We start from the raw sequence: 18,758 nt of genomic DNA on the forward strand, positions 1-18,758 counted from the left end.
GGGAGCCAGGGCGGCGAGGGTCACGGGATGGAACCTTTGATCCCGCCCCTCGGTCAGCCTATCCGGCAAGAATCACGAAGACGGCTATCAGGAGCACCGCGATCAGCGCCAGCAGACTGAGCATCCTGATGGTGGAGTAGCCCGTCGCCCACTGCTCGCCCAGTGCCACGAGCGCGCCGGGGTCGATCGGGCTCGCCGGAGCCTTCGTCCCCTTATAGAAGCTTGTCAACGCTTCCGGCAACAGTAGCGCGGCGGCTGCGGCGACCACCAACAAGAGGGCAACGGGGCTTAGACGGTGCTGATGTTCGCGCCGGTCGCCTGGGCGGCCTTTAACCGGCGCGGTCAGGGGCGACGCGTTCACCCGGTAGCGCGCACCTCCCCACGACCTGGCACCTCTCTCTCAGAGGATGAGAGGCGGATGCGAGATCTTGGACAGTTTCCGTTCACGCCGAACGGAAACTGTCCAAGATCTGGACCGGAAACCGTAGCCCGCTCCGGGTTACCCGTTGAAGGCAGGCACGAGGCGTCCTCGAAGCCGTGGTGTCACCCGGCATGTTCATGTCTGAGTGACATCGCGCTTACTGGGCATAGAACAATCCGCCGGATCGGCACGTAGATCATCGGACGGTGAACTTCGCCCGCCTCCGCGCCCGTACTCCCGGTTCCAGGTGGACGACGAGGCGGAGGATCGATGGCGAGCAGCAGGGGTACGGCCCGGGACCGGGGCAGCGAACCCTCGCCGGGGCAGCGGAGGATCGCGGGGTTCGCGGCGGTCGGGGTGACCCTGGCGGTGGCCTTCGCGGTGGCGACCGGGACCAGTCAGGCAAGTGAGAACTGCGACGGCCTCGACGCCGCCGTGGGCAACAACCTCGCGTTCATCGCCGACCAGTTGGTGTTCCCCGACGAGTTGACGGAGGCCCGGATCGCCAACCGGCAGGCGGTGATCGACCAGCTCGAACAGCGGCGCGCGGCGGCCGGGTGCACCGGTGAGGTCGAGGTGCCCGACGCGGACCCGAACGCGGCACTCAACGGTGGTGCGGCGGAGAACTGCGCCGGCCTCGACGGCGCGGTCCGCAACAACCTCGCCTTCATCGACGGCCAACGCCGCAACCCGGACGCGCAGTCCGAGGCGCGGATCGCCAACCGGCAGGCCGTCATCGACCTGCTCGAAGACCGGCGGACCCTGGCCGGCTGCACCGACGAGGTCACGCTCACACCGGGCGGCTGACGCCGACGGACGGTGGGTGGGCTGGGCCGGGTGATCGGCTCCGCCCACCTGCCCACCCGCTCCCCCGGCCGGCCCGGTCGGCTGACCGAGACCGGCGAATCCGTGGGCCCGGTCGGCTGACCGAGGCCGGCGAATCCGTGGGCCGGCTCAGACCAGGCCCGCGCCGCGTAGCAGGGTCCACAGGCCGGCGCCGTCGGGTGCGGAGAGCCACTTCTGCCCCGCCGGCCCCTCGGTGGGACTGTCGTGCGGGACGGGCAGGCTACCGGCGAGCACCGCCTGGGTGGGTGACAGCCGGCGGATCGCCACCCCGGCGACGCTGTCCGGGTGGGCGACCGCGAACTCGCGGTAGATCTCCTGGTCGTGCTGGCCGTCGTCGCCGACGAGCAGCCAGCGTACGTCCGGGAACTCCTTGGCCAGCCGGGCCAGGGTGGCGCGCTTGTGTTCCCGGCCGCTGCGGAACCAACGGTCCTGGGTCGGCCCCCAGTCGGTCAGCAGCAGCGCCCCGGCCGGGTAGAGGTGCCGGGACAGGAACCGGGTCAACGTCGGGGCGACGTTCCAGGCGCCGGTGGACAGGTAGAACACCGGCGCGCCCGGGTGAGCGGTGACCAGCCGCTCGTAGAGCACCGCCATACCGGGCACCGCGGCGCGGGCGTGCTCGTCGAGGACGAAGGTGTTCCACGCGGCGAGCAGCGGCCGGGGCAGCGCGGTCACCATGACCGTGTCGTCGATGTCGGAGATGATGCCGAAGCGCACCTCCGGGTCGAGGATGCGCACCGGCGCCTCGACCGGTTCGGCGTCGGGCATGCTCAACCGCACCGAACCCCAGCCGGGTGGCAGACCCGCCTCGACCACCGTGTCGATGAAGCCGCTGCGGTCGGCCTGCGCCTCGTGCACCACCCCGCCGGTCTCGATTGTCACCGTGACGTGCTTGGCCGGCAGGGTGGTGAAGCTGCGCCAGCCCCGGACCTTCTCCAGCCGGCCACGCTGGCGGGTGTCCGGCCGCCCCAGCAGCACCCGGCACATCACCCGCACCCAACCGGGCCCGCCGTAGCCGGTGTACGCGATGATGTTGGTCCGCCAGCCGGTACGGCGCAGCCGGCGTTCCACCAGGGCGTGCACGGCGTCCTCGATCCGCGCGGCCCGGTGCAGGTTCGGTATGGCCAGCTGGCCTGCGGGAGTCGGTGGCACGCCAGCAACCCTGCCACAGACCAGCCACCTCGGCCACGCGAGCTGAGCCGAACCGCCACGCCCGGCGTGGCCGCCGTGACACACTCCGGTCGGGACGACGACGGGGGCGAGGTCGTGCCACGAGCAACGGCGGATCCAGGGCGACAGCGGGGGCGGTGGCGGCCACGGCTCGACCGGCCGGCGCTGGTCGCGCTGCTGTTCGGGATCGTCGGCGTCGGTTACCGGCTGGTCCTGGTGCTGACCACCGTGCCGGTCTCCAACAGCGACGAGGCGACCTTCGGGCTGGCCGCGCTGCACATCGCGCAGGGCCGTGAGCAGCCGATCTTCCTGTACGGCCAGCGGTACATGGGCACCCTGGAGTCGTACCTGGCCGCGCCACTGCTCGCGGTGACCGGGCCGAGCTGGCCGGCGCTGCGGCTGCCGGTGCTCGCCCTCTACGCGCTGTTCCTCTGGCTGATCCACCGGCTGACCCGGCGGATCGGCGCGCCGTGGTTCGCCACCGTCGTCGTCGGGCTGCTCGCCCTCGGTTCCGAGCGGGTCGTCCGGGACCAGGTGACCGCGGTCGGCGGTCGACCGGAGGTCAAGGTGGCGGTGCTGGCGATGCTGCTGGTCGTGGTGGCGCTGGCCCGCGGCACGGTGCGGCACCGGACGCTGGCCGTGGGCGGCTTCGGGCTGCTCGCCGGGGTGGCGCTCTGGTCGGACTGGCTGATCGTGCCGTACCTGGCGGTGGCCGGACTGGCACTGGCGTGGACGCTGCGTCGGGAACTGTTCGGCTGGGCGGGGCTGCTGCTGGTCGTCGGCTTCGCCGTCGGGCTCGCCCCGATGATCCGGGACAACCTGGTGGCCCCACCAGGGCAGGACTCCCTGTCGGTGTTGCGTGGCGTCAGCGGCGAGAACGGGCCGGTGCCACCGTGGTCGCAGCGGCTCGGCGGTGGGCTGCTGGAGGGCGTACCGCTGGCCGCCGGGCTCTGCCCGGTCGACGGCTGCGCCCGGTGGCAGGCGTGGTTCGGCCTGCTCTACCCGCTGCTGCTGGTGGTGGCGGCGGCGCTCGCCGGGCTCGCGTACCGGCGGGCGAGCGGGCGTGGCGACCGGGTCGGCCCGGTGGTGCACCTCGCGCTGCTGGCCGGCGCGGCGCTGACCCTGCTGGCGTACGTGCGCAGCCCGTTGGCGGCGACGGATCCGCTGGGCAACGCCCGCTACCTGTCGGTGCTGCAACTGTCGCTGCCGGCGGTGCTCTGGCCGTTGTGGGTGGCGGCGGTCGCCGCCCGACGGGGCACCGCCGGCGTGGCGGGCCGGGTGGCGGGGGCGGCGGCGACCGCCGTGCTGGGCGCGCTGGCGGCCGGTTCGCTCGTGGTGACCGTGCTGTTCGCCACCACCGGCGCGGATCCCGGGCGCGTGGAGGAACGGCAGGCCCGGGAGTTGGCCGACACGGTACGCGCGGCCGGCCTGCGTGAGGTGTACGGCGAGTACTGGACCTGCAACCGGCTGGTCTTCAACACGGCCGAGGAGGTGGTCTGCGGGGTGGTCGACGGCGGTCTGCGCCCGGGGCAGAACCGGTACCCGGCGTACTGGTGGCGGCTGGCCCGGGCGCAGCGGCCCGGGTACGTGCTGGCGGCCGACGCCCCGGCGGACCGGCGACTGCGGGAACTGCTCGGCGGCCGGGCCGACGCGGCGCTGCTCGCCGAGGTCGGCGGTTTCCGGGTGTACCACCCGCCGGAGCCGCTGCGGCCGTGGCGTTAGAGTCACCCATGCTCATCCTGCTGCCGCCCTCGGAGGGCAAGGCCGAGGCCGGCTCGGGCCGCCGACTGGACCTGGACCGCCTCTCCCTGCCGGAGCTGAACCCACGGCGGGAGGAGGTGCTGTCCGCCCTGGTCGCCCTCAGCGCCGGGCCGCCGGAGACGGCGCTGACCGCGCTGGGCCTCGGTGGCGGGCAGCACGGCGAGCTACGGCGCAACGCCCGGCTGCGGCAGGCCGCCACCGCGCCCGCCGGCCGGATCTACACCGGCGTGCTCTACGAGGCCCTCGACCTGGCCGGCCTGCCGGCGACGGCGCAGCGGGCGGCGGCACGTCAGGTGCTGGTCAGCTCCGGCCTGTGGGGCGCGGTGCGGCTGACCGACCGGATTCCGCCGTACCGGTGCCCGATCGGGGCCCGGCTGCCCGGCGTCGGCGCGTTGCCGGCGCTGTGGCGTCGGGATCTGGGTGCCGCGCTGACCGCGGCGGCCGGGCGCGGCCCGGTGCTGGACCTGCGTTCCGGGGCGTACGCGGCGGCCTGGACACCGCGTGGCGAGTTGGCCGAGCGCACCCTCACCGTGCGGGTGCTGCACGAGCGGGAGGTCGACGGGGTGCCGGTGCGTTCGGTGGTCAGCCACTTCAACAAGGCCACGAAAGGGCGGCTGGTGCGGGATCTGCTGCTCGCCGGTGCCCGGCCGCGTTCCGTGGCCGCGCTGGTGACGGCGCTGCGGGACCTGAAGTACCAGGTGTGCGAGCAGGCCAGCGCGCCCGGCCGGCCGCGTCAGGTCGACGTTGTCGTTTCGGAGCTGTAACCAGGCGCAAGATTTCCTCAAGGCTGGACCGGATCGGTACCACCGGTCGGTGTCCCGGGTCACCGTAAGAGGACCCGACGCGACGAGGAGGCCCTCCGGTGGTTGCCGAACCGATCCTGCTCGACCGGTCCCGCCCGTCATCGGTCCTGCCGGCGTCAAGCATGCCGGCGCCGGTCCGACCCGCGTCGGCACCGCCACCGCTGGACTGGACGACCCTGGCCGACGCCTTCGAGACGGCCTGCCTGCTGCGCTGCATGCCGCCGCCGGCGACCCCCGCGCACCGGCAGGCCGGGCAGCAACCCGTCCGGCCGACCACGATCGAGTTCAACCGGGAGGAGGCGGCCCGGCGGACCCGGCAACTGCTCGATCGACTCGACGTTCCGGTGCGGCACGAGGTGGCGGTCGGTGGGCTGCGCCGCCGCTACGAACTGCACCGGCTGCACGTCGAGCGGGAACACCGGCCGGCGTACGGGGCGATCGTGGAGAACGGCTGGCGGCGCGGTCGGCGGGAACTGCTCGGCGGCCCGGTGCCGGGTGCCTCGACGGCGCGGCGGTTGTGGCGCACCCGGTTGGCCGCCGCCGCCTGGCGGGCCGCGCTGCTGGCCGGTGGTCGGCATGTCCGGCGGCACATCCTCGGGGTGCGGATCACCGACCGGGAACTCGGTGCGGTGCTGGTACGCGGCGCCGCCCTGCTCGACGTGCCGGCGCTGCTGCGGCCGAGCACCGGCTGCTACCTGGTCAGTGTGGCGCACGGTCGGGACCGGGACCGGATCCTGCGGTACGCGGCGGAGGAGGCGGTGCCGCGGCCGGTGGCCTGACCCGGCGGTCATCCCACGCCGCGCCACGCTGCGCCCCCCGGGGTTGCGTCATCGGGGTCCGGCGGCGCACAGTGCTGCCCGTGACCCGTACCCGGTACCCCGCCCGAGCCCGGTGGCGCGGCGCCCGCGTGGCGGTGGCGTTGAGCGTGCTGCTCGCCCTGCCCGGTCTCGTCGGCTGCCGCGACGATCCGGGCGAACCGGTGGTCGTCCGGATCGCCACCGGCAGTCCGACCGCCGTCTACCACGCCTTCGGCGCGTCACTGGCGGCCATCCTCAACCGGGAACTGCCGCAGGTGCGGGCGGAGGTGCTGGTCACCGCCGCCTCGGCGGAGAACGTGCAACTGCTCAACGCCGGACAGGCCGAACTCGGCTTCACCCAGGCCGACGTGTTGCAGGCCGACCCGGGTCCGGATCCGCCGGTGGTGGCGGTGGCCCGGGTCTACGACGACCTGCTGCACCTGGTCACCACCGCCGACAGCCCGGTGCGGACCCTGACCGACCTGCGCGGGCGGCGGGTCTCGGTCGGCGCGACCGGTTCCGGGACCAAGATCACTGTGGACCGGCTGCTGACCGCCGCCGGCCTCGACGGCGCTCAGGTGCGGCAGGAACAGCTCGGCCTGGACGACTCGGTGGCGGCGCTGCGCGCCGGCCGGATCGACGCGTTCTTCTTCTCCGGCGGGCTGCCGGTGCGCGCGGTCGCCCAGTTCGCCCAGGACACCCCCACCCGCATCGTCGACCTCGGCGACTGGACGGCGCCGCTGCGGCGCGGCAACCCGGAGGTGTACGTGCCACGCGACATACCCCACTCGGTGTACGGCGTCGATCCGGTCACCACCGTGGCCAACCCGAACTACCTGGTGGTGCGGGCCAACCTGCCGGATTCGCTGGTACGCGAGGTGACCCGGCTGCTGATGGAACGCCGCTCCGAACTGGGTGCCGCGCACCCGGCGGCCGGCCGGATGAGCCCTCGCTCGGCCATCGCCACCTCACCGTTGCCCCTGCATCCCGGTGCCGTCGACTACTACCGGGCCAGCAAACCCTGACCCGGCGGATCAGGCGGACCGCGCGGAGTCACCGAGGCGGGGGAACGGTTCGGTGGAGAAGACCACCTCCACCGGCACCTCGAAGTGCCGGGCGATCCGCAGCGCCAGGTGCAGGCTCGGGCTGAACTCGCCGCGTTCCAGGTAGCCGATGGTCTGGTAGTGGACGCCCAGCGCCTCGGCCAGCTGCCGGCGGGAGATCCCCCGCTCCGCCCGGAGCATGGCGATGCGGTTGTGGACCAGCTCACTCATCTCGACGGTCCATCCTCAGGTCACCCGCTGCATGGCCTTCTCGCGGCGGGCCGCCACGCTCGACCCGGACTCCCGGCGGGCCATCCGGCGCAGCACCACCGGTGCCAGCACCAGCCCGGCGACCGCCCAGCCGCCGAGCACCAGCAGCGTCTCCAGGTGCCGCCACGACTCGCCGAGCTCGACGGCGGCCATCGCCTCGGGCAGCAACGCCGACCGCATGCCGAGACCGAGCCAGTAGATCGGGAAGACCTGCGCGACCGCCTGCAACCAGCCGGGCATGGCGGTGATCGGGTAGAAGATGCCGGACGTCGCGATGAGTCCCATCATCGGCAACATGATCAGCCCCATGTTCCGGGGGTTCGACAGCAGCGAGCCGAAGACCGCGCCGACCGGCATCGTCGCCACCATCCCGACGAGCATCACCCAGGCCAGGGTCAGCCAGGCCGCCGTGCGGTCGAGCGCCAGGGCGTCGAAGAGGAAGAGACCCGGTACGAGCAGCAGCGCGACGCTGACCAGCGTCATCCCCGAAACCAGGGCGATCTTGCTGATGAGGTAGCCGAACATGCCGTTCGGGGTGGCCTTGGCCCGCAGCAGGGTGCCGTCCTCGCGTTCCACGGTGAGGATCGACGCCATGGTGACCAGCCCGCCGAACGCCACCGTCATGCCGAGCGTGCTGGGCAGCGTCTGCGCGCCGAGCGAGAAATCGGTGCCGGGCACCTTGGCGCCCCGCAGGAAGAACATCACCACCAGCAGGACGACCGTCGGGAAGAGGTACCCCCAGAGGGTCTCCGCGTTGGTGAAGCTCTGCCGCAGCTCGATCCGGCCCCGGGACAGGCCGGCCCGGGCGGCCACGACCAGCGGGCTCATCGAGCCACCTCCTCGAACGCGCGGGTCACGCCGTCGGCGCGGCCGGACTCGTGCTCGCGTACCAACGTCATGTAGGTGTCCTCCAGGCTGGCCCGGCGCACCTCCAGGTCGGCGATGTCCTCGCCGTGCTGGGCGAACAGCTCCCGGACGAAGCCGGTCGCGTCGCCGGTCGAGTGCACGAAGCGGGTTCCGCCCCGGCTCCAACGCACCTCGGCGTCGGCGGAGATGCGACGGGACAACTCGTCGGCGGACCCGCTGGCGATGATGCGGCCACCGGCCAGGATGAGGATCCGGTCGGCCAGCTTCTCCGCCTCGTCCAGGTCGTGGGTGGTGAGCAGGATGGTGGTGTCGTCGATGTCGGTGAGCCGGTGCACCAGGTCGTGGAACTCGCGGCGGGCGGCCGGGTCGAACCCGGCGGTCGGCTCGTCGAGGAAGAGCACCTCCGGCCGGCCGACGATGCCGATGGCCACGTCGACCCGGCGGCGTTGACCACCCGAGAGCTGACCGACCTTCTTGTCCGCGTGCTCGGTCAGCCCGACCACCTGGATCAGCTCGTCGACGTGCCACGGCCGGCTGGTCCGCTCGGTCGAGTAGGGCGCGTAGTAGGAACCGAGGTGCGCCAGCAGTTCCCGCACCCGCCATCGGCTGTGGTCGCGCCAGGACTGGAGCACCACACCGAGCCGGGACCGCCAACGTTCGTCGCCGCGCGCCGGGTCGATCCCCAGCACCTCGACCCGGCCGCCGGAGCGCATCCGGAAGCCCTCCAGGATCTCGATGGTGGTCGTCTTGCCGGCACCGTTGGGGCCCAGCAGGGCCAGCACCTCGCCGCGCCGCGCGCGGAACGACACGCCGGTGAGCACGTCGGTCGAGCCGTATCGCATCCGCAGGTCGTGCACGTCCAGGGTCAGGTCCGTGGACGCTGCGGCACTGGTCGGGGCGTCCGCCTCGGCGCTGACAGCCATGGACCACCACCTCCATATGATCTGTGCGGTGAAAGATAGCACTCATACTACGGATGGCAGCAAACCTCGGCTGCCTCCAGGTGCACACGCTGCGCTCAGGCCACTGCTGCCTGGGATGAAGCCGGATCGATGGGTGCCGCTGGTCCGGCCTCGGCGCCCGGGTCGGCGGGGTCGGCCGGCTCCGCCGGCTGCGGGAACCACAGCGCGGCGACCAGGCCGCGCGGCGAGTTCGGGTGCATGGTGAGCCGGCCGTCGGAGGCGTCGACAAGCACGGCGGCGATGGTCAGGCCCAGCCCGGCACCGTCGACGTTCTGCACCTCCGGTGCCCGCCAGAACCGTTCGGTGGCCCGGCCGAGCTGGCTGCGGGTCATCCCCGGGCCGGTGTCGCGTACCTCGAGGGTCGTCCCGCCGTCGCGGGCCGCGACGGTCACCGTCACCTCGCCGCCCGCGCCGCTGAACTTCACCGCGTTGTCGATCAGAGCGTCGAGCGCCTGGTCGATGGCGGTCGGCACGGTACTGGCGTAGGCCGGGCCGGAACCGGCCGCCAGCCGCAGGGTGACCGCCCGGTGCCGGGCCAACGGCTCCCAGGCCGCGACCCGGGACGCGGCCACGGCCGTCGCGTCGACGGTGATCCGCTGGTTCTCGTGGCGTTCCGCACGGGCGAGGGTGAGCAACGCGTCGAGCAGCAGCGCGAGCCGGTCGGTCTCCTCCAACGCCAGCCGGTGCTCGGCGCGGCCCTGCTCGTCGGCGACGCTCGGCCCCAGCTCCTCCACCCGCAGCCGCAACGCGGTCAACGGATTACGGAGCTGGTGGCTGGCGTGCGCGACGAACGCCCGCTGCCGGTCCATCACGTCGGAAACGACGTCGGCCATGTGGTTGAAGCTCGCCGCCAGGCGGCGCAGCTCCGGCGGTCCCAGCCGGTGCTGCACGCGGGCGCCGCGGTCGCCCTCGGCGATCTCGTGGGTGACCGCGTCCAGCTCGGTGACCGGGCGCAGCACCCAGCCGGCCAGCCCGAACGCGGTGAGCACGCAGGCCAGCACGGCCAGCAGGCCCAGCGCGGCGACAAGCGTCCACCAGGTGGCGACGGTACGCCGGACCCCGTCGGCCGGGGTCGCGGTGACCACCGCACCGAGGACCTCACCGCCGTCGTTGATCGGCACCGCCACCACGATCGGCCCCTCGACCCACGGCCAGACCGAGTCGGGCCCACTGGCCTGCTGCCCGGACAGCGCGACGTCAAGCGCCTCGCGGGTGCCCGGGGCCGGGCGCCAGCTCGCCGAGGCCACCACCTCCCGCCGGTCCCGGTCCACCACCGCCGCGCCGATGCCGTACAGCTCGTCGTAGCTGCCCAGCTCGTGGTCGAGCGGACCGGGCGTGCCGTCACGCAACGCCGGCCCGGCCAACGACGCGAACCGGGTGGCGTCGGCGAGCCGGTCGGCCCGTACCCGGTCGGTCTCCCGGGTGGTCAGCGTCACCGCCAGCGGCGTGCCCAGCGCCACCACCACCAGCACCATCAGCAGCAGATAGCTGATCACCAGCCGCCGTCGCACGCCGGGCTCCTCACTCGCCCCGGAGCCGGTAACCGACGCCCCGGACCGTCTCCACCAGACGCGGGTCGCCGAGCTTGCCGCGCAGGGAGCCGACGTGCACCTCGACGGTGTGCCGATCGGTGAAGGTGGTGCCCCAGGCGTCGAGCAGGATCCGGTCGCGGGGCACCGCGACGCCGGGTTGCCGGGCCAGGGAGAGCAGGACGTCGAACTCCTTGCGGGTCAGCGACACCGGTCGGCCGGCCACCGCCACGGTGCGGGCCGCCACGTCGATGTACACCGGCCCGACCTCGATCAGGTTGCGCTCCGGTGCCGCGTGCGCGGCCCGCCGCAGCACCGCCTCGATGCGGGCCTGGAGTTCCACCATCGAGAAGGGCTTGACCACGTAGTCGTCCGCGCCGAGCCGCAGGCCGAGCACCCGGTCCCGTTCCTCACCCCGGGCGGTCACCGCGATGATGCCGAGCTGGTTGCTACGCCGCCGCAACTGCCGGCACAGGTCGGTGCCGTCACCGTCGGGCAGGGTGAGGTCGAGCAGCACCAGGTCACAGGGGGCGGCGGAGAGCGCGGCCGCGACGGTGGCGGCGTGCTCCACCTCGTAGCCGCGACGGGTCAGGGCCGACGACAGCGCGGCGGCCACCCGTCGGTCGTCCTCGACCAGCAGGATCCGCACCCGGCCTCCCCGTTCGGTCCGCTCAACTGCCTGCGCCCAGATGGTGGCAGACGAGCGGCCTGGTGCACAGGCCCGGGGGCGGTCAGGGAACGGCTCGGGCTCTCAGAGGCCGAAGGTCTCGTCGGAGGCGCCGTCGCGCACCCCGTCCACGAAGCCCTTGAATCCGGGGTCCTCGTGGCTGGCCGGCACGGTGGCGACAACCTCGCCGGTGGCCTCGGTGACCGCGTCGATCAGCGGCGCGAAGTCGGTCTCGGCGTCGGCGAGGGTGTCGTCGTCGGCCTCCGCCAGGTTGATCACGTGCTGGACGTCCTCGGACGGCGTGTCGGGGTCGTCGGCCCAGTCGGCGCCGGCGCGGTAGCACTCGTCGTAGAGCGCGCGTTGGCTGTCGGTCCAGTCCTCGTGGTAGCTCTCCATGCCCATCCCCTCGCCGGCGGCCTGCCCTTCGAGCATGCCCGCCGGGGCGGCGGACCGGGCCGGTACCGGACAAAACCGGGTCGACGACGACGTGCCCGGGACGAGGGCTCGTCCCGGGCACGTCAGGCGGTGCGGCGTCAGCGGCAGAGCCGGCCGACCTCCTCGGCGAACCGGTCCATCGGGTTGGCGTCGGCCGGGCCGAGCAGATAGGTCTTCAGCTCCCGGCGGGCCTCGGTCATCGGGTCGTCACCGGCCCGGATCACCGCCACGATCTTCTCCAGCTCCCCGCAGTCGGCGGCCAGCAGGTACGCCCCGCGGGAGGTCGGGAAGGAACGCCGGAACTCGTCCTCGGGCAGGCCGGCGGAGTTGGCGACCACGTACGGCCGCTGGCTCTGCACGAAGTCGGACACCACGCTGGACACGTCGCTGACCAGCAGGTCGGTCTGGTTGAAGCAGTCGAACAGCGCCGGCACCCGCCCGGTGACGACGCGGTGGGCCGGTCCGTCCAGGGTGCTCGCGTCGACCTCCCCACCGGCGCTGCGGATGCGCTGCACGATCCGCTCGTGTGCCGCTCGGGCCCGCCCGGAACGGCTGCCGGTGAGCGGATGCGGCTTGTAGATCAGCCGGACCTCCGGCCGGATCGCCAGCAACCCGGCGACGATCCGTTCGCCCATCAGCAGGACCGAGCTGTGATAGGGATCGTCGGCCAGCCAGCCCTCCCAGGTGGGCGCGTAGAGCACGGTGAAGGGACGGTCGGTGGGCCGCTGACCGGGGGCGCGCACGCCGGCCAGTTGTGGCCGGCCGATCTCCACCACGTCCTCGTCGCGGACGCCTGTCCTGGCGCGGGCGAACCGCTCCCGGCCGGCCGGGCCGGCCACCCAGACCTCGTCGTAGACCTTGCAGAACGGGTTGACGCTGGCCGCCTTGTCGCTGTCGCCGTGCCCGACGAACACGTGGCGCACGCCGGGCTCCCGCAGCATGTGGATGTTCTCCCCGGCGTTGGCGGGATACAGCGCCACCCGCACGCTGGCCTTGCCGAGGCTCATGAAGTCCGCACCGGGCGGGACGCAGACCACCGGCAGCCGCGTCTCGGCCAACTCGGCCAGGGCCTCCAGGTTGCGCAGGAACACCACCGTCCGCCGGCCCAGCGCCTCGATCGGCGCGAGCCACATGTTCGCCTGGTAGATGTCCTTGCCCGGACCGGCGAAGTACAGCGCGACCTCCGGGCGGTGGCTGTCGAGCCACCGCTGCACCGCCGACAGCCGGGGGCCGTACCCGGTGCCCCTGCCCCGCAGCCAGGTCCACGCGACGATGCCGCCGAGCACCCCGGCCAACCCGACGGCGATCCCGCCGGCCACGAGGAGTGGCGCCGCGGTACCGGCGACCGCCGTGGCCACCGCCGCCGGCACGAGCAGCACGTTCACCCAGGGCAGCCGGTCGCCGGCGAGGGCGGCAGCCCACCGTGGCAGTCCCGACCCGGCGCCGAGCCGACCCAGGTCGATGTTGCGCACCATCGATCCGCCGGGGTTGCGCCGGTCGATGATCCGGTGGAACGCTCCGGCGAAGACGGCGATCAGCCACACCGTGGCGGGCAGCAGGAGCAGCAGGGTGAGTTCGCCGCCGGCCGGCCGCACCTCGGCGACGGTCAGGAGCACGACCGCCACGTCGCGGCCCAACTGCCGGTAGCCGAGGCCGAGACCGGCCTTCTCCATCAGCGTCGCGGTGGCCGGTGACCATCGCTGCACCGCGAACTCGCCGAGCACCGCCGCCAAGGCGGCGACCGCGAACCCGGCGACCCAGCCGAGCGCGCCGGTGGTGAGCAGGAGCAGGTACGCCCCCACCAGCAGGGCCCCGCGCGCGGCCACACCGACGCGCCCAGTCAACGTGCCGAACACGGGACAGCTCCCTAGCGAGATCGACGGCCGGTGGCCGCTCGGCTCCAGCGCAGCTGCGACCTTAACGCGAAACGTCGACGCGGTGACGTCCGGGTGCCGGTCTACTCGCGACGCAGACAGGTGACCGCGTTGGGGTGGACGGGAGGGTCGGCCGGGCGCTCGGCGAACCGGGTGTAGCCGAACCGCTCTCCGGTTCGCTGGGCGAAACGGTTCTGGCTGTAGACGCAGATCGTGCCCACGTCCAGTCGCTCCAACGCGGCCACGACGTCGTCCCGGGCGGGCCGCTCGGCGGCCGGACCGCCGTTGGCGAACCGGGTCAGCAGCAGTCGGTCCTGCGAGAACTGCGAGTCGATGTCGTACTCGACGAGGAAGAACTCGCGGGGCAGGACCACCCGCGCCTCGGTGGTCATCAGCGGAATGGTCCGCATGATGCTCGCCGGTGCGAGCACCAGACCGTCCGGCCGGTCGAGGTCGACGATGAACTGTGCGATGGCCTGCTGTTTCGTCCGGATCTTCCAGGTGGGCTCGTCGTGCACCAGCACCGCGCTGCGCTCGTCCCACATCGGCACCGCGTAGACAGCGAACGAGGTCACCATCGCCCCGGCCAGCACCACACCGACCAGCGCCCGCACGGTACGCAGGCGGGTCGGCAGCCAGACGGTGCACAGCAGGCCGATCAGCACCGGTAGGGCGAGCAGCCACGACACCCGCCACAGCACGACCGAGATGCCGGTGACCGCGCTGAGCCATTCCAGGACCCCGGGTACCAGCAGCACGCTCAGCGTGAGCGTGCCGCCGGCCGCCAGCAGTCCCGGGGTGCGACGGCGGGCCAGCAGGGGCCCGCACCACAGCGCGAGGCCGCCGATCACCCCGACGATGCCGATCTGGAACGTCCGCCGGTAGGTGTACGCGGCGTCGTAGAAGTTGACGTCCGCGGCGCCCTCGTTCGCCGAGCCGAGGATCAGCTGGGTGATCACCACCGCCCCGACCGGGTACGCCAACGCGGCCACACCGGCGGCCAGCGCGGACTTCCAACGGCCCACCAGCAGCATCATCAGGGCCGCCCCGCCCACCAGCAACGGCAGGATGATCGCGGCCGTGGTGGTGAGCCCGGTCGCGGCGATCGACAACGCGACTATCAGCACCAACCCGCGCCGGGAGCGGTCGTCGAACCATCGGGTCAGGTAGAGCCACATCAACGGCACGACCGCGGAGACGAACATGCCCTTGCCCTGGTAGAGCCGGGGCAGATGGAAGGTGCCCAGGGCGGCGTCCGGGCCGCAGACCAGGGCGAGGAAGGCGATGGCCACGGTGAAGGCGAGCACCGGGCGGCGAGGCGCCCAGCGCTGCACCAGCCGCCACAGGGCCAGCACGGCGAGCACGGCCATGATCGGCAGCAGCACGTACCAGGTCGCCGAGGCGGCCGGCAGGCCGAAGAAACGGGCGATCGCGCCGGCCAGCACCTCGATGCTGGCGATCGGTGGCTGGGACGCCATCGCCGGCAGGACGTTCTCGCTGAACAGGAAGTCGTTGAGCGGAACGTTGTCCCGCTCCGCGACCCACACCGAACGCCCCACGTAGTAGATGTCGTCCGGGGTACTGCGGGCCAGGTAGAGCGAGGCGACGGCGGCCCCGCCGGCGATCAACAGCGCGTACGCCGACTGCCAGGCCGTCGGCGCGGGTGCGGGCGGCCTGGTTGCCGGGGTGGTCCGCCACGTCCGCCAGGTCAGCAGCACCGCGCCGACGGCCGCCACGGCTCCCGCGGAGGCCGGTACCCACCAGGACAGGCCGGCGCCGGCCGGCGTGCCCGCGACCCCGGCGGAGATCGCCGCCCCGGTGGCGACCAGCAGGACCAGCGCGGTCAACCAGCGCTGCGCGACAGGCATTCGGCCGGCCCGGCGCGCCTCGTGCGCGAGCGCCGGGGCATCACCCGCCGCGTCCTCCGCCCGGGCCCCGACGACGACGGTCGCCCGGTCCTTTTCCCTTCCCGACGCCGGGACGGCGTCGGGGTCCGCCAGGGCGGCCTCGCGGTCCGCCGGGACGGCCTCGCGGTCCGTCGAGGTGGCGTCGGGTTCCGCCGGGAGACCCTCGCGGTCGGTCGGGACGGCGTCGGGGTCCGCAGCCGGCGCATCGTCGGAGAGGGCTGTCGTGACGTCGGTCTCCCGGTGCGTCGCCGCGCCGTTCGGGCCGGAGCCGACGTCGACGTCTCCGTCCGGCATGTCTCCGTCCGGCGTGCCGGCGGCAGCGGGAGCGCCGTCGGCCGGGCCGGGCGACCGGGCGGCGCGGTGGCGTCGACGCCACCGCAGGGCGAACCGGACCAGGACGGCGAGCAGGGCCAGCGCCGGCCCGGCCACCAGCCAGATCCGCAGCGTCAGGGACGGCGCGAGCCCCAACGGCAGCGCGACGTGGTAGAGCAGCGTCCAGAGCGCGAAGGCCAGCACGGCACCGTCGGTCAGGACGGCGGGTATCGCGGCGAAGCCCGCCCGGACACGGCCGGCCACCAGCCGCGCCCGGCTGGGGCGGGCAGGTTCGGGGACGGTCGCCTCATCGGCCGGCGCCGGCTCGGCAGCGGCGACGGCGACGGTCTGGTCGGTCATCGACACGGGCGTCCTTGTCGTCGTACGGGCGGGTGCGGCTGGGCTGCGCGCTTCGTCCGCGCTACGGCACTCCTGCGGCACGATCCACACCGAGAGTAGTAGTCCTGCCGGGGTCACCGAGTCGAGCCGACGCGCGGGGCGGCGGCCGGTCCGATCAGCCGTACCCAGGGCGGCCGGCGCTCAACCCGGGCTCAGCCAGGGCCGGACGCCGAGCGTTGCCGTGGCACCGCGTCCTGCGCACCCAGCCCGAGGGCCACCGACTCGACCAGGGTTTCCAGGTAGCTGTCGGTGACGGGGGTGCGGGCGATGGCGATCCGCCAGTACAGCGGCCCGACGATCAGGTCGACCGCTGTGTCCGGTTCGGTGTCGGCGGGCAGTTCGCCGCGCCGTACCGCACGCGTGATCAACTGGCCGACGACCTCCTGCTGCCGGGCGCGCAGCACGCGTTGGAGGGTCTCGTCGATCGTCGGGTTGCGGGCCGCCTCGGCCAGCAGGTCGGGGATGATCTGCGAGGCCAGCGGGTGCCGCAACGCGTGCGCCAGGACCTGGAACAGCAGGGACAGGTCACCGCGCAGGGTGCCGGTGTCCAGCGCGGGCAGCCGGCGGCCGGCGGCGGCGGCCACCACCTCCAGCACGAGATCCAGCTTCGAGTTCCAGCGCCGGTAGATCGCGGTCTTGCTGACCCCGGCGCGGCGGGCCACCGCCTCGATCGAGAGCCGGCCGTACCCGACCGCGGCGAGTTCCTGCATGAGGGCGCGCCGGATGGCCGTGGTGATCTCCCCACGGAGCACCGCCGCACCGGCTGGTGTGCGTCTCTTCTCGGCCGTCACCTGGAACTCTTCTCGACTGTCACGAGGGACAGCGTAGCGCAACGACGCTACGGTTGCGTCCCGACGCATTTCGGACTACTGTCCAGCCAGCGACCGGGGGCGGCGCTCCCGCACTCACCACGCTAGATTCTCCCGTCGCGAGACATCACGCCGGCACGACAGATCGGAGCGCCAATCCCCATGGCCAACCTGCTGGCCGACCCCGACTCCGGCCTCACCCCAGCTCAGCTGGCCGCCCGACACGGGCTGCGGGTGGCTGGCGAGCGGCCCTCGATCGGCGCCTACAGCGGCCAACTCTGGCGCTACCGGCACTTCATCTCCGCGTACGCCCATGCCAAGCTGACCGCCTCGTTCAGCAACGCCCGGCTCGGGCAGCTGTGGCAGGTGCTCACCCCGCTGACCAACGCGGCGGTCTACTACCTGATCTTCGGTCTGGTGCTCGAACAGAACCGGGGCATGGACAACTTCATCGCCTACCTGACCACCGGGCTGTTCATCTTCAACTTCACCCAGGTCAGCGTGCAGCAGGGCACCCAGGCGATAAGCGGCAACCTCGGGCTGATCCGCGCCCTGCACTTCCCCCGGGCCGCCCTGCCACTGGCCATCACCACCACCCAGTTCCAGCAACTGCTCGGCTCGATCGTGGTGCTGCTGGCCATCGTGCTCGCCACCGGCGAGCCGATCACCCTGATGTGGCTGATGCTGGTGCCGGCGGTGCTGCTGCAGACGATCTTCAACGCCGGGTTGACCATGGTGGTGGCCCGGCTGGGCGCCAAGGCCACCGACCTCAAGCAGGTCATGCCGTTCATTCTGCGGGCCTGGATGTACGGCTCCGGGGTGCTCTACAGCGTCAACCTGTTCGCGGAGAACCTGCCGGGCTGGGCGACCGCGGTGGTGCAGTTCAACCCGATGCTGGTCTACATCGAGCTGGCCCGCATCTCCCTGCTGGAGAACACCCACCTGCTCAACGACTCGCTGCCGCTGACCTGGCTGATCGCGCTCGGCTGGGCGGCGCTCGCGGGGCTCGGCGGTTACCTCTACTTCTGGCGCGGCGAACAGGAGTACGGCCGTGGTTAACCTGGAAATGTCCAATGATGTGACGGTGACCCTCCCCCGGATCCAGGAGCGGATCCCCACCGTGGTGGTGGACGACGCGCACGTCGTCTACCGGGTGCACAAGGGCGCGGCCGGCAACACCAGCCCGGTGGCCGCCTTCAAGCGGATGGTCACCCGCACCAACGCGCCGAACGTCCGCGTGGTGCACGCCGTGCGCGGGGTCTCCTTCACCGCGTACCGGGGCGAGGCCATCGGGCTGATCGGCACCAACGGCTCCGGCAAGTCGACGCTGCTGCGGGCCATCGCCGGCCTGCTGCCGGTGGAGCAGGGCGCGGTCTACACCCAGGGGCAGCCGTCGCTGCTCGGGGTGAACGCCGCCCTGCTCAACGACCTGCCGGGTGAGCGCAACGTCACGCTCGGCTGCCTGGCCATGGGCTTGTCACCGGCGGAGGTACGGCGCAAGCTCCCGGAGATCATCGAGTTCTCCGGCATCAACCAGCGGGGTGACTTCGCCTCGCTGCCGATGCGCACCTACTCCTCCGGCATGTCGGCCCGACTGCGCTTCTCCATCGCCGCGGCGAAGCAGCACGACGTGCTGCTGATCGACGAGGCCCTGGCCACCGGGGACAAGGCGTTCCGCAGGCGCAGCGAGCAGCGGGTGCGGGAGTTGCGGGAGAGCGCGGGCACGGTGTTCCTGGTCAGCCACCAGCTCTCCTCCGTACGGGACACCTGCGAACGGACGATCTGGCTGGAGTCGGGCGAAATCCGGATGGACGGTCCGACTCCCGAGGTGCTGGCGGCCTACGAAGCATTCACGAACGGCAAGTAGAGTCTGGGTGAACCAGCGGCGT

Annotated in this window: 18 protein-coding genes; 7 read left to right on the forward strand and 11 right to left on the reverse strand. The window is 72.7% G+C overall.

The genetic code is table 11. The features are described from left to right. Window positions 1-58: 58 nt before the first annotated feature. The gene (locus V5O40_RS07445; protein ID WP_332904786.1) at window positions 59-361 is read right to left on the reverse strand and encodes a hypothetical protein; all 303 of its coding nucleotides are present in this window, start codon (window positions 359-361) and stop codon (window positions 59-61) included. A 330-nt stretch (window positions 362-691) separates the two neighbouring features. Here V5O40_RS07445 and V5O40_RS07450 point away from each other — a divergent pair, with 330 nt between their 5' ends. Continuing rightward, a complete protein-coding gene (locus V5O40_RS07450; RefSeq protein WP_332904787.1) occupies window positions 692-1,228 on the forward strand; it encodes a hypothetical protein in 537 nt (178 codons plus the stop codon). A 147-nt stretch (window positions 1,229-1,375) separates the two neighbouring features. Here V5O40_RS07450 and V5O40_RS07455 read toward each other — a convergent pair whose 3' ends face one another. Further along, a complete protein-coding gene (locus V5O40_RS07455; protein WP_281580523.1) occupies window positions 1,376-2,416 on the reverse strand; it encodes an App1 family protein in 1,041 nt (346 codons plus the stop codon). Window positions 2,417-2,530: 114 nt separating this feature from the next. Here V5O40_RS07455 and V5O40_RS07460 point away from each other — a divergent pair, with 114 nt between their 5' ends. From V5O40_RS07460 to V5O40_RS07475, 4 genes are all read left to right on the forward strand, one after another. After that, the gene (locus V5O40_RS07460; RefSeq protein ID WP_332904788.1) at window positions 2,531-4,156 is read left to right on the forward strand and encodes an ArnT family glycosyltransferase; all 1,626 of its coding nucleotides are present in this window, start codon (window positions 2,531-2,533) and stop codon (window positions 4,154-4,156) included. A gap of 8 nt (window positions 4,157-4,164) precedes the next feature. Continuing rightward, the gene (gene yaaA / locus V5O40_RS07465) at window positions 4,165-4,959 is read left to right on the forward strand and encodes a peroxide stress protein YaaA (protein ID WP_332904789.1); all 795 of its coding nucleotides are present in this window, start codon (window positions 4,165-4,167) and stop codon (window positions 4,957-4,959) included. A gap of 161 nt (window positions 4,960-5,120) precedes the next feature. Next, window positions 5,121-5,777, forward strand: a complete 657-nt coding sequence (locus V5O40_RS07470; RefSeq protein WP_332904817.1) for a hypothetical protein — start codon at window positions 5,121-5,123, stop codon at window positions 5,775-5,777. 80 nt (window positions 5,778-5,857) lie between these two features. After that, complete coding sequence (locus V5O40_RS07475) at window positions 5,858-6,820, forward strand: TAXI family TRAP transporter solute-binding subunit (RefSeq protein WP_332904790.1); 963 nt, start codon at window positions 5,858-5,860, stop codon at window positions 6,818-6,820. Window positions 6,821-6,829: 9 nt separating this feature from the next. Here the strand turns inward: V5O40_RS07475 and V5O40_RS07480 are convergent, their stop codons facing one another. The 9 genes from V5O40_RS07480 to V5O40_RS07520 all read right to left on the reverse strand — a co-directional run bounded on the left by V5O40_RS07480 (window position 6,830) and on the right by V5O40_RS07520 (window position 16,812). Next, window positions 6,830-7,069 (reverse strand): helix-turn-helix transcriptional regulator, encoded by a 240-nt coding sequence (locus V5O40_RS07480; protein ID WP_269738965.1) that lies wholly within the window; start codon window positions 7,067-7,069, stop codon window positions 6,830-6,832. 15 nt (window positions 7,070-7,084) lie between these two features. Then, on the reverse strand, window positions 7,085-7,936 hold the full coding sequence (locus V5O40_RS07485) for an ABC transporter permease (protein WP_332904791.1): 852 nt from the start codon (window positions 7,934-7,936) through the stop codon (window positions 7,085-7,087). After that, window positions 7,933-8,898: an ABC transporter ATP-binding protein gene (locus V5O40_RS07490; RefSeq protein ID WP_332904792.1), complete on the reverse strand. Its 966-nt coding sequence runs from the start codon at window positions 8,896-8,898 to the stop codon at window positions 7,933-7,935. The genes V5O40_RS07485 and V5O40_RS07490 overlap by 4 nt, the downstream gene beginning before the upstream one ends. 95 nt (window positions 8,899-8,993) lie before the next feature. Then, window positions 8,994-10,448 (reverse strand): sensor histidine kinase, encoded by a 1,455-nt coding sequence (locus V5O40_RS07495; RefSeq protein WP_332904793.1) that lies wholly within the window; start codon window positions 10,446-10,448, stop codon window positions 8,994-8,996. A gap of 10 nt (window positions 10,449-10,458) precedes the next feature. Beyond that, window positions 10,459-11,115, reverse strand: a complete 657-nt coding sequence (locus V5O40_RS07500) for a response regulator transcription factor (protein WP_210824448.1) — start codon at window positions 11,113-11,115, stop codon at window positions 10,459-10,461. A gap of 102 nt (window positions 11,116-11,217) precedes the next feature. Next, window positions 11,218-11,565, reverse strand: a complete 348-nt coding sequence (locus tag V5O40_RS07505; protein WP_269738969.1) for a hypothetical protein — start codon at window positions 11,563-11,565, stop codon at window positions 11,218-11,220. Between the two features lie 101 nt (window positions 11,566-11,666). Further along, window positions 11,667-13,424, reverse strand: a complete 1,758-nt coding sequence (locus tag V5O40_RS07510; protein WP_332904794.1) for a CDP-glycerol glycerophosphotransferase family protein — start codon at window positions 13,422-13,424, stop codon at window positions 11,667-11,669. A 101-nt stretch (window positions 13,425-13,525) separates the two neighbouring features. Beyond that, a complete protein-coding gene (locus V5O40_RS07515) occupies window positions 13,526-16,021 on the reverse strand; it encodes a DUF6077 domain-containing protein (protein WP_332904795.1) in 2,496 nt (831 codons plus the stop codon). A 191-nt stretch (window positions 16,022-16,212) separates the two neighbouring features. Beyond that, on the reverse strand, window positions 16,213-16,812 hold the full coding sequence (locus tag V5O40_RS07520) for a TetR/AcrR family transcriptional regulator (RefSeq protein ID WP_332904818.1): 600 nt from the start codon (window positions 16,810-16,812) through the stop codon (window positions 16,213-16,215). A 219-nt stretch (window positions 16,813-17,031) separates the two neighbouring features. Between V5O40_RS07520 and V5O40_RS07525 the strand changes: the two genes are divergently transcribed. Beyond that, a complete protein-coding gene (locus tag V5O40_RS07525; RefSeq protein WP_332904796.1) occupies window positions 17,032-17,928 on the forward strand; it encodes an ABC transporter permease in 897 nt (298 codons plus the stop codon). Between the two features lie 7 nt (window positions 17,929-17,935). Further along, window positions 17,936-18,736 carry an ABC transporter ATP-binding protein gene (locus V5O40_RS07530; RefSeq protein ID WP_332904819.1) on the forward strand — a complete coding sequence of 267 codons (801 nt, stop codon included), beginning with the start codon at window positions 17,936-17,938 and terminating at the stop codon, window positions 18,734-18,736. Window positions 18,737-18,758: the final 22 nt, after the last annotated feature.

The sequence above is a fragment of the Micromonospora palythoicola genome (assembly GCF_036689795.1).
In the GTDB taxonomy this organism is placed as follows: Bacteria; Actinomycetota; Actinomycetes; order Mycobacteriales; family Micromonosporaceae; genus Micromonospora; species Micromonospora palythoicola.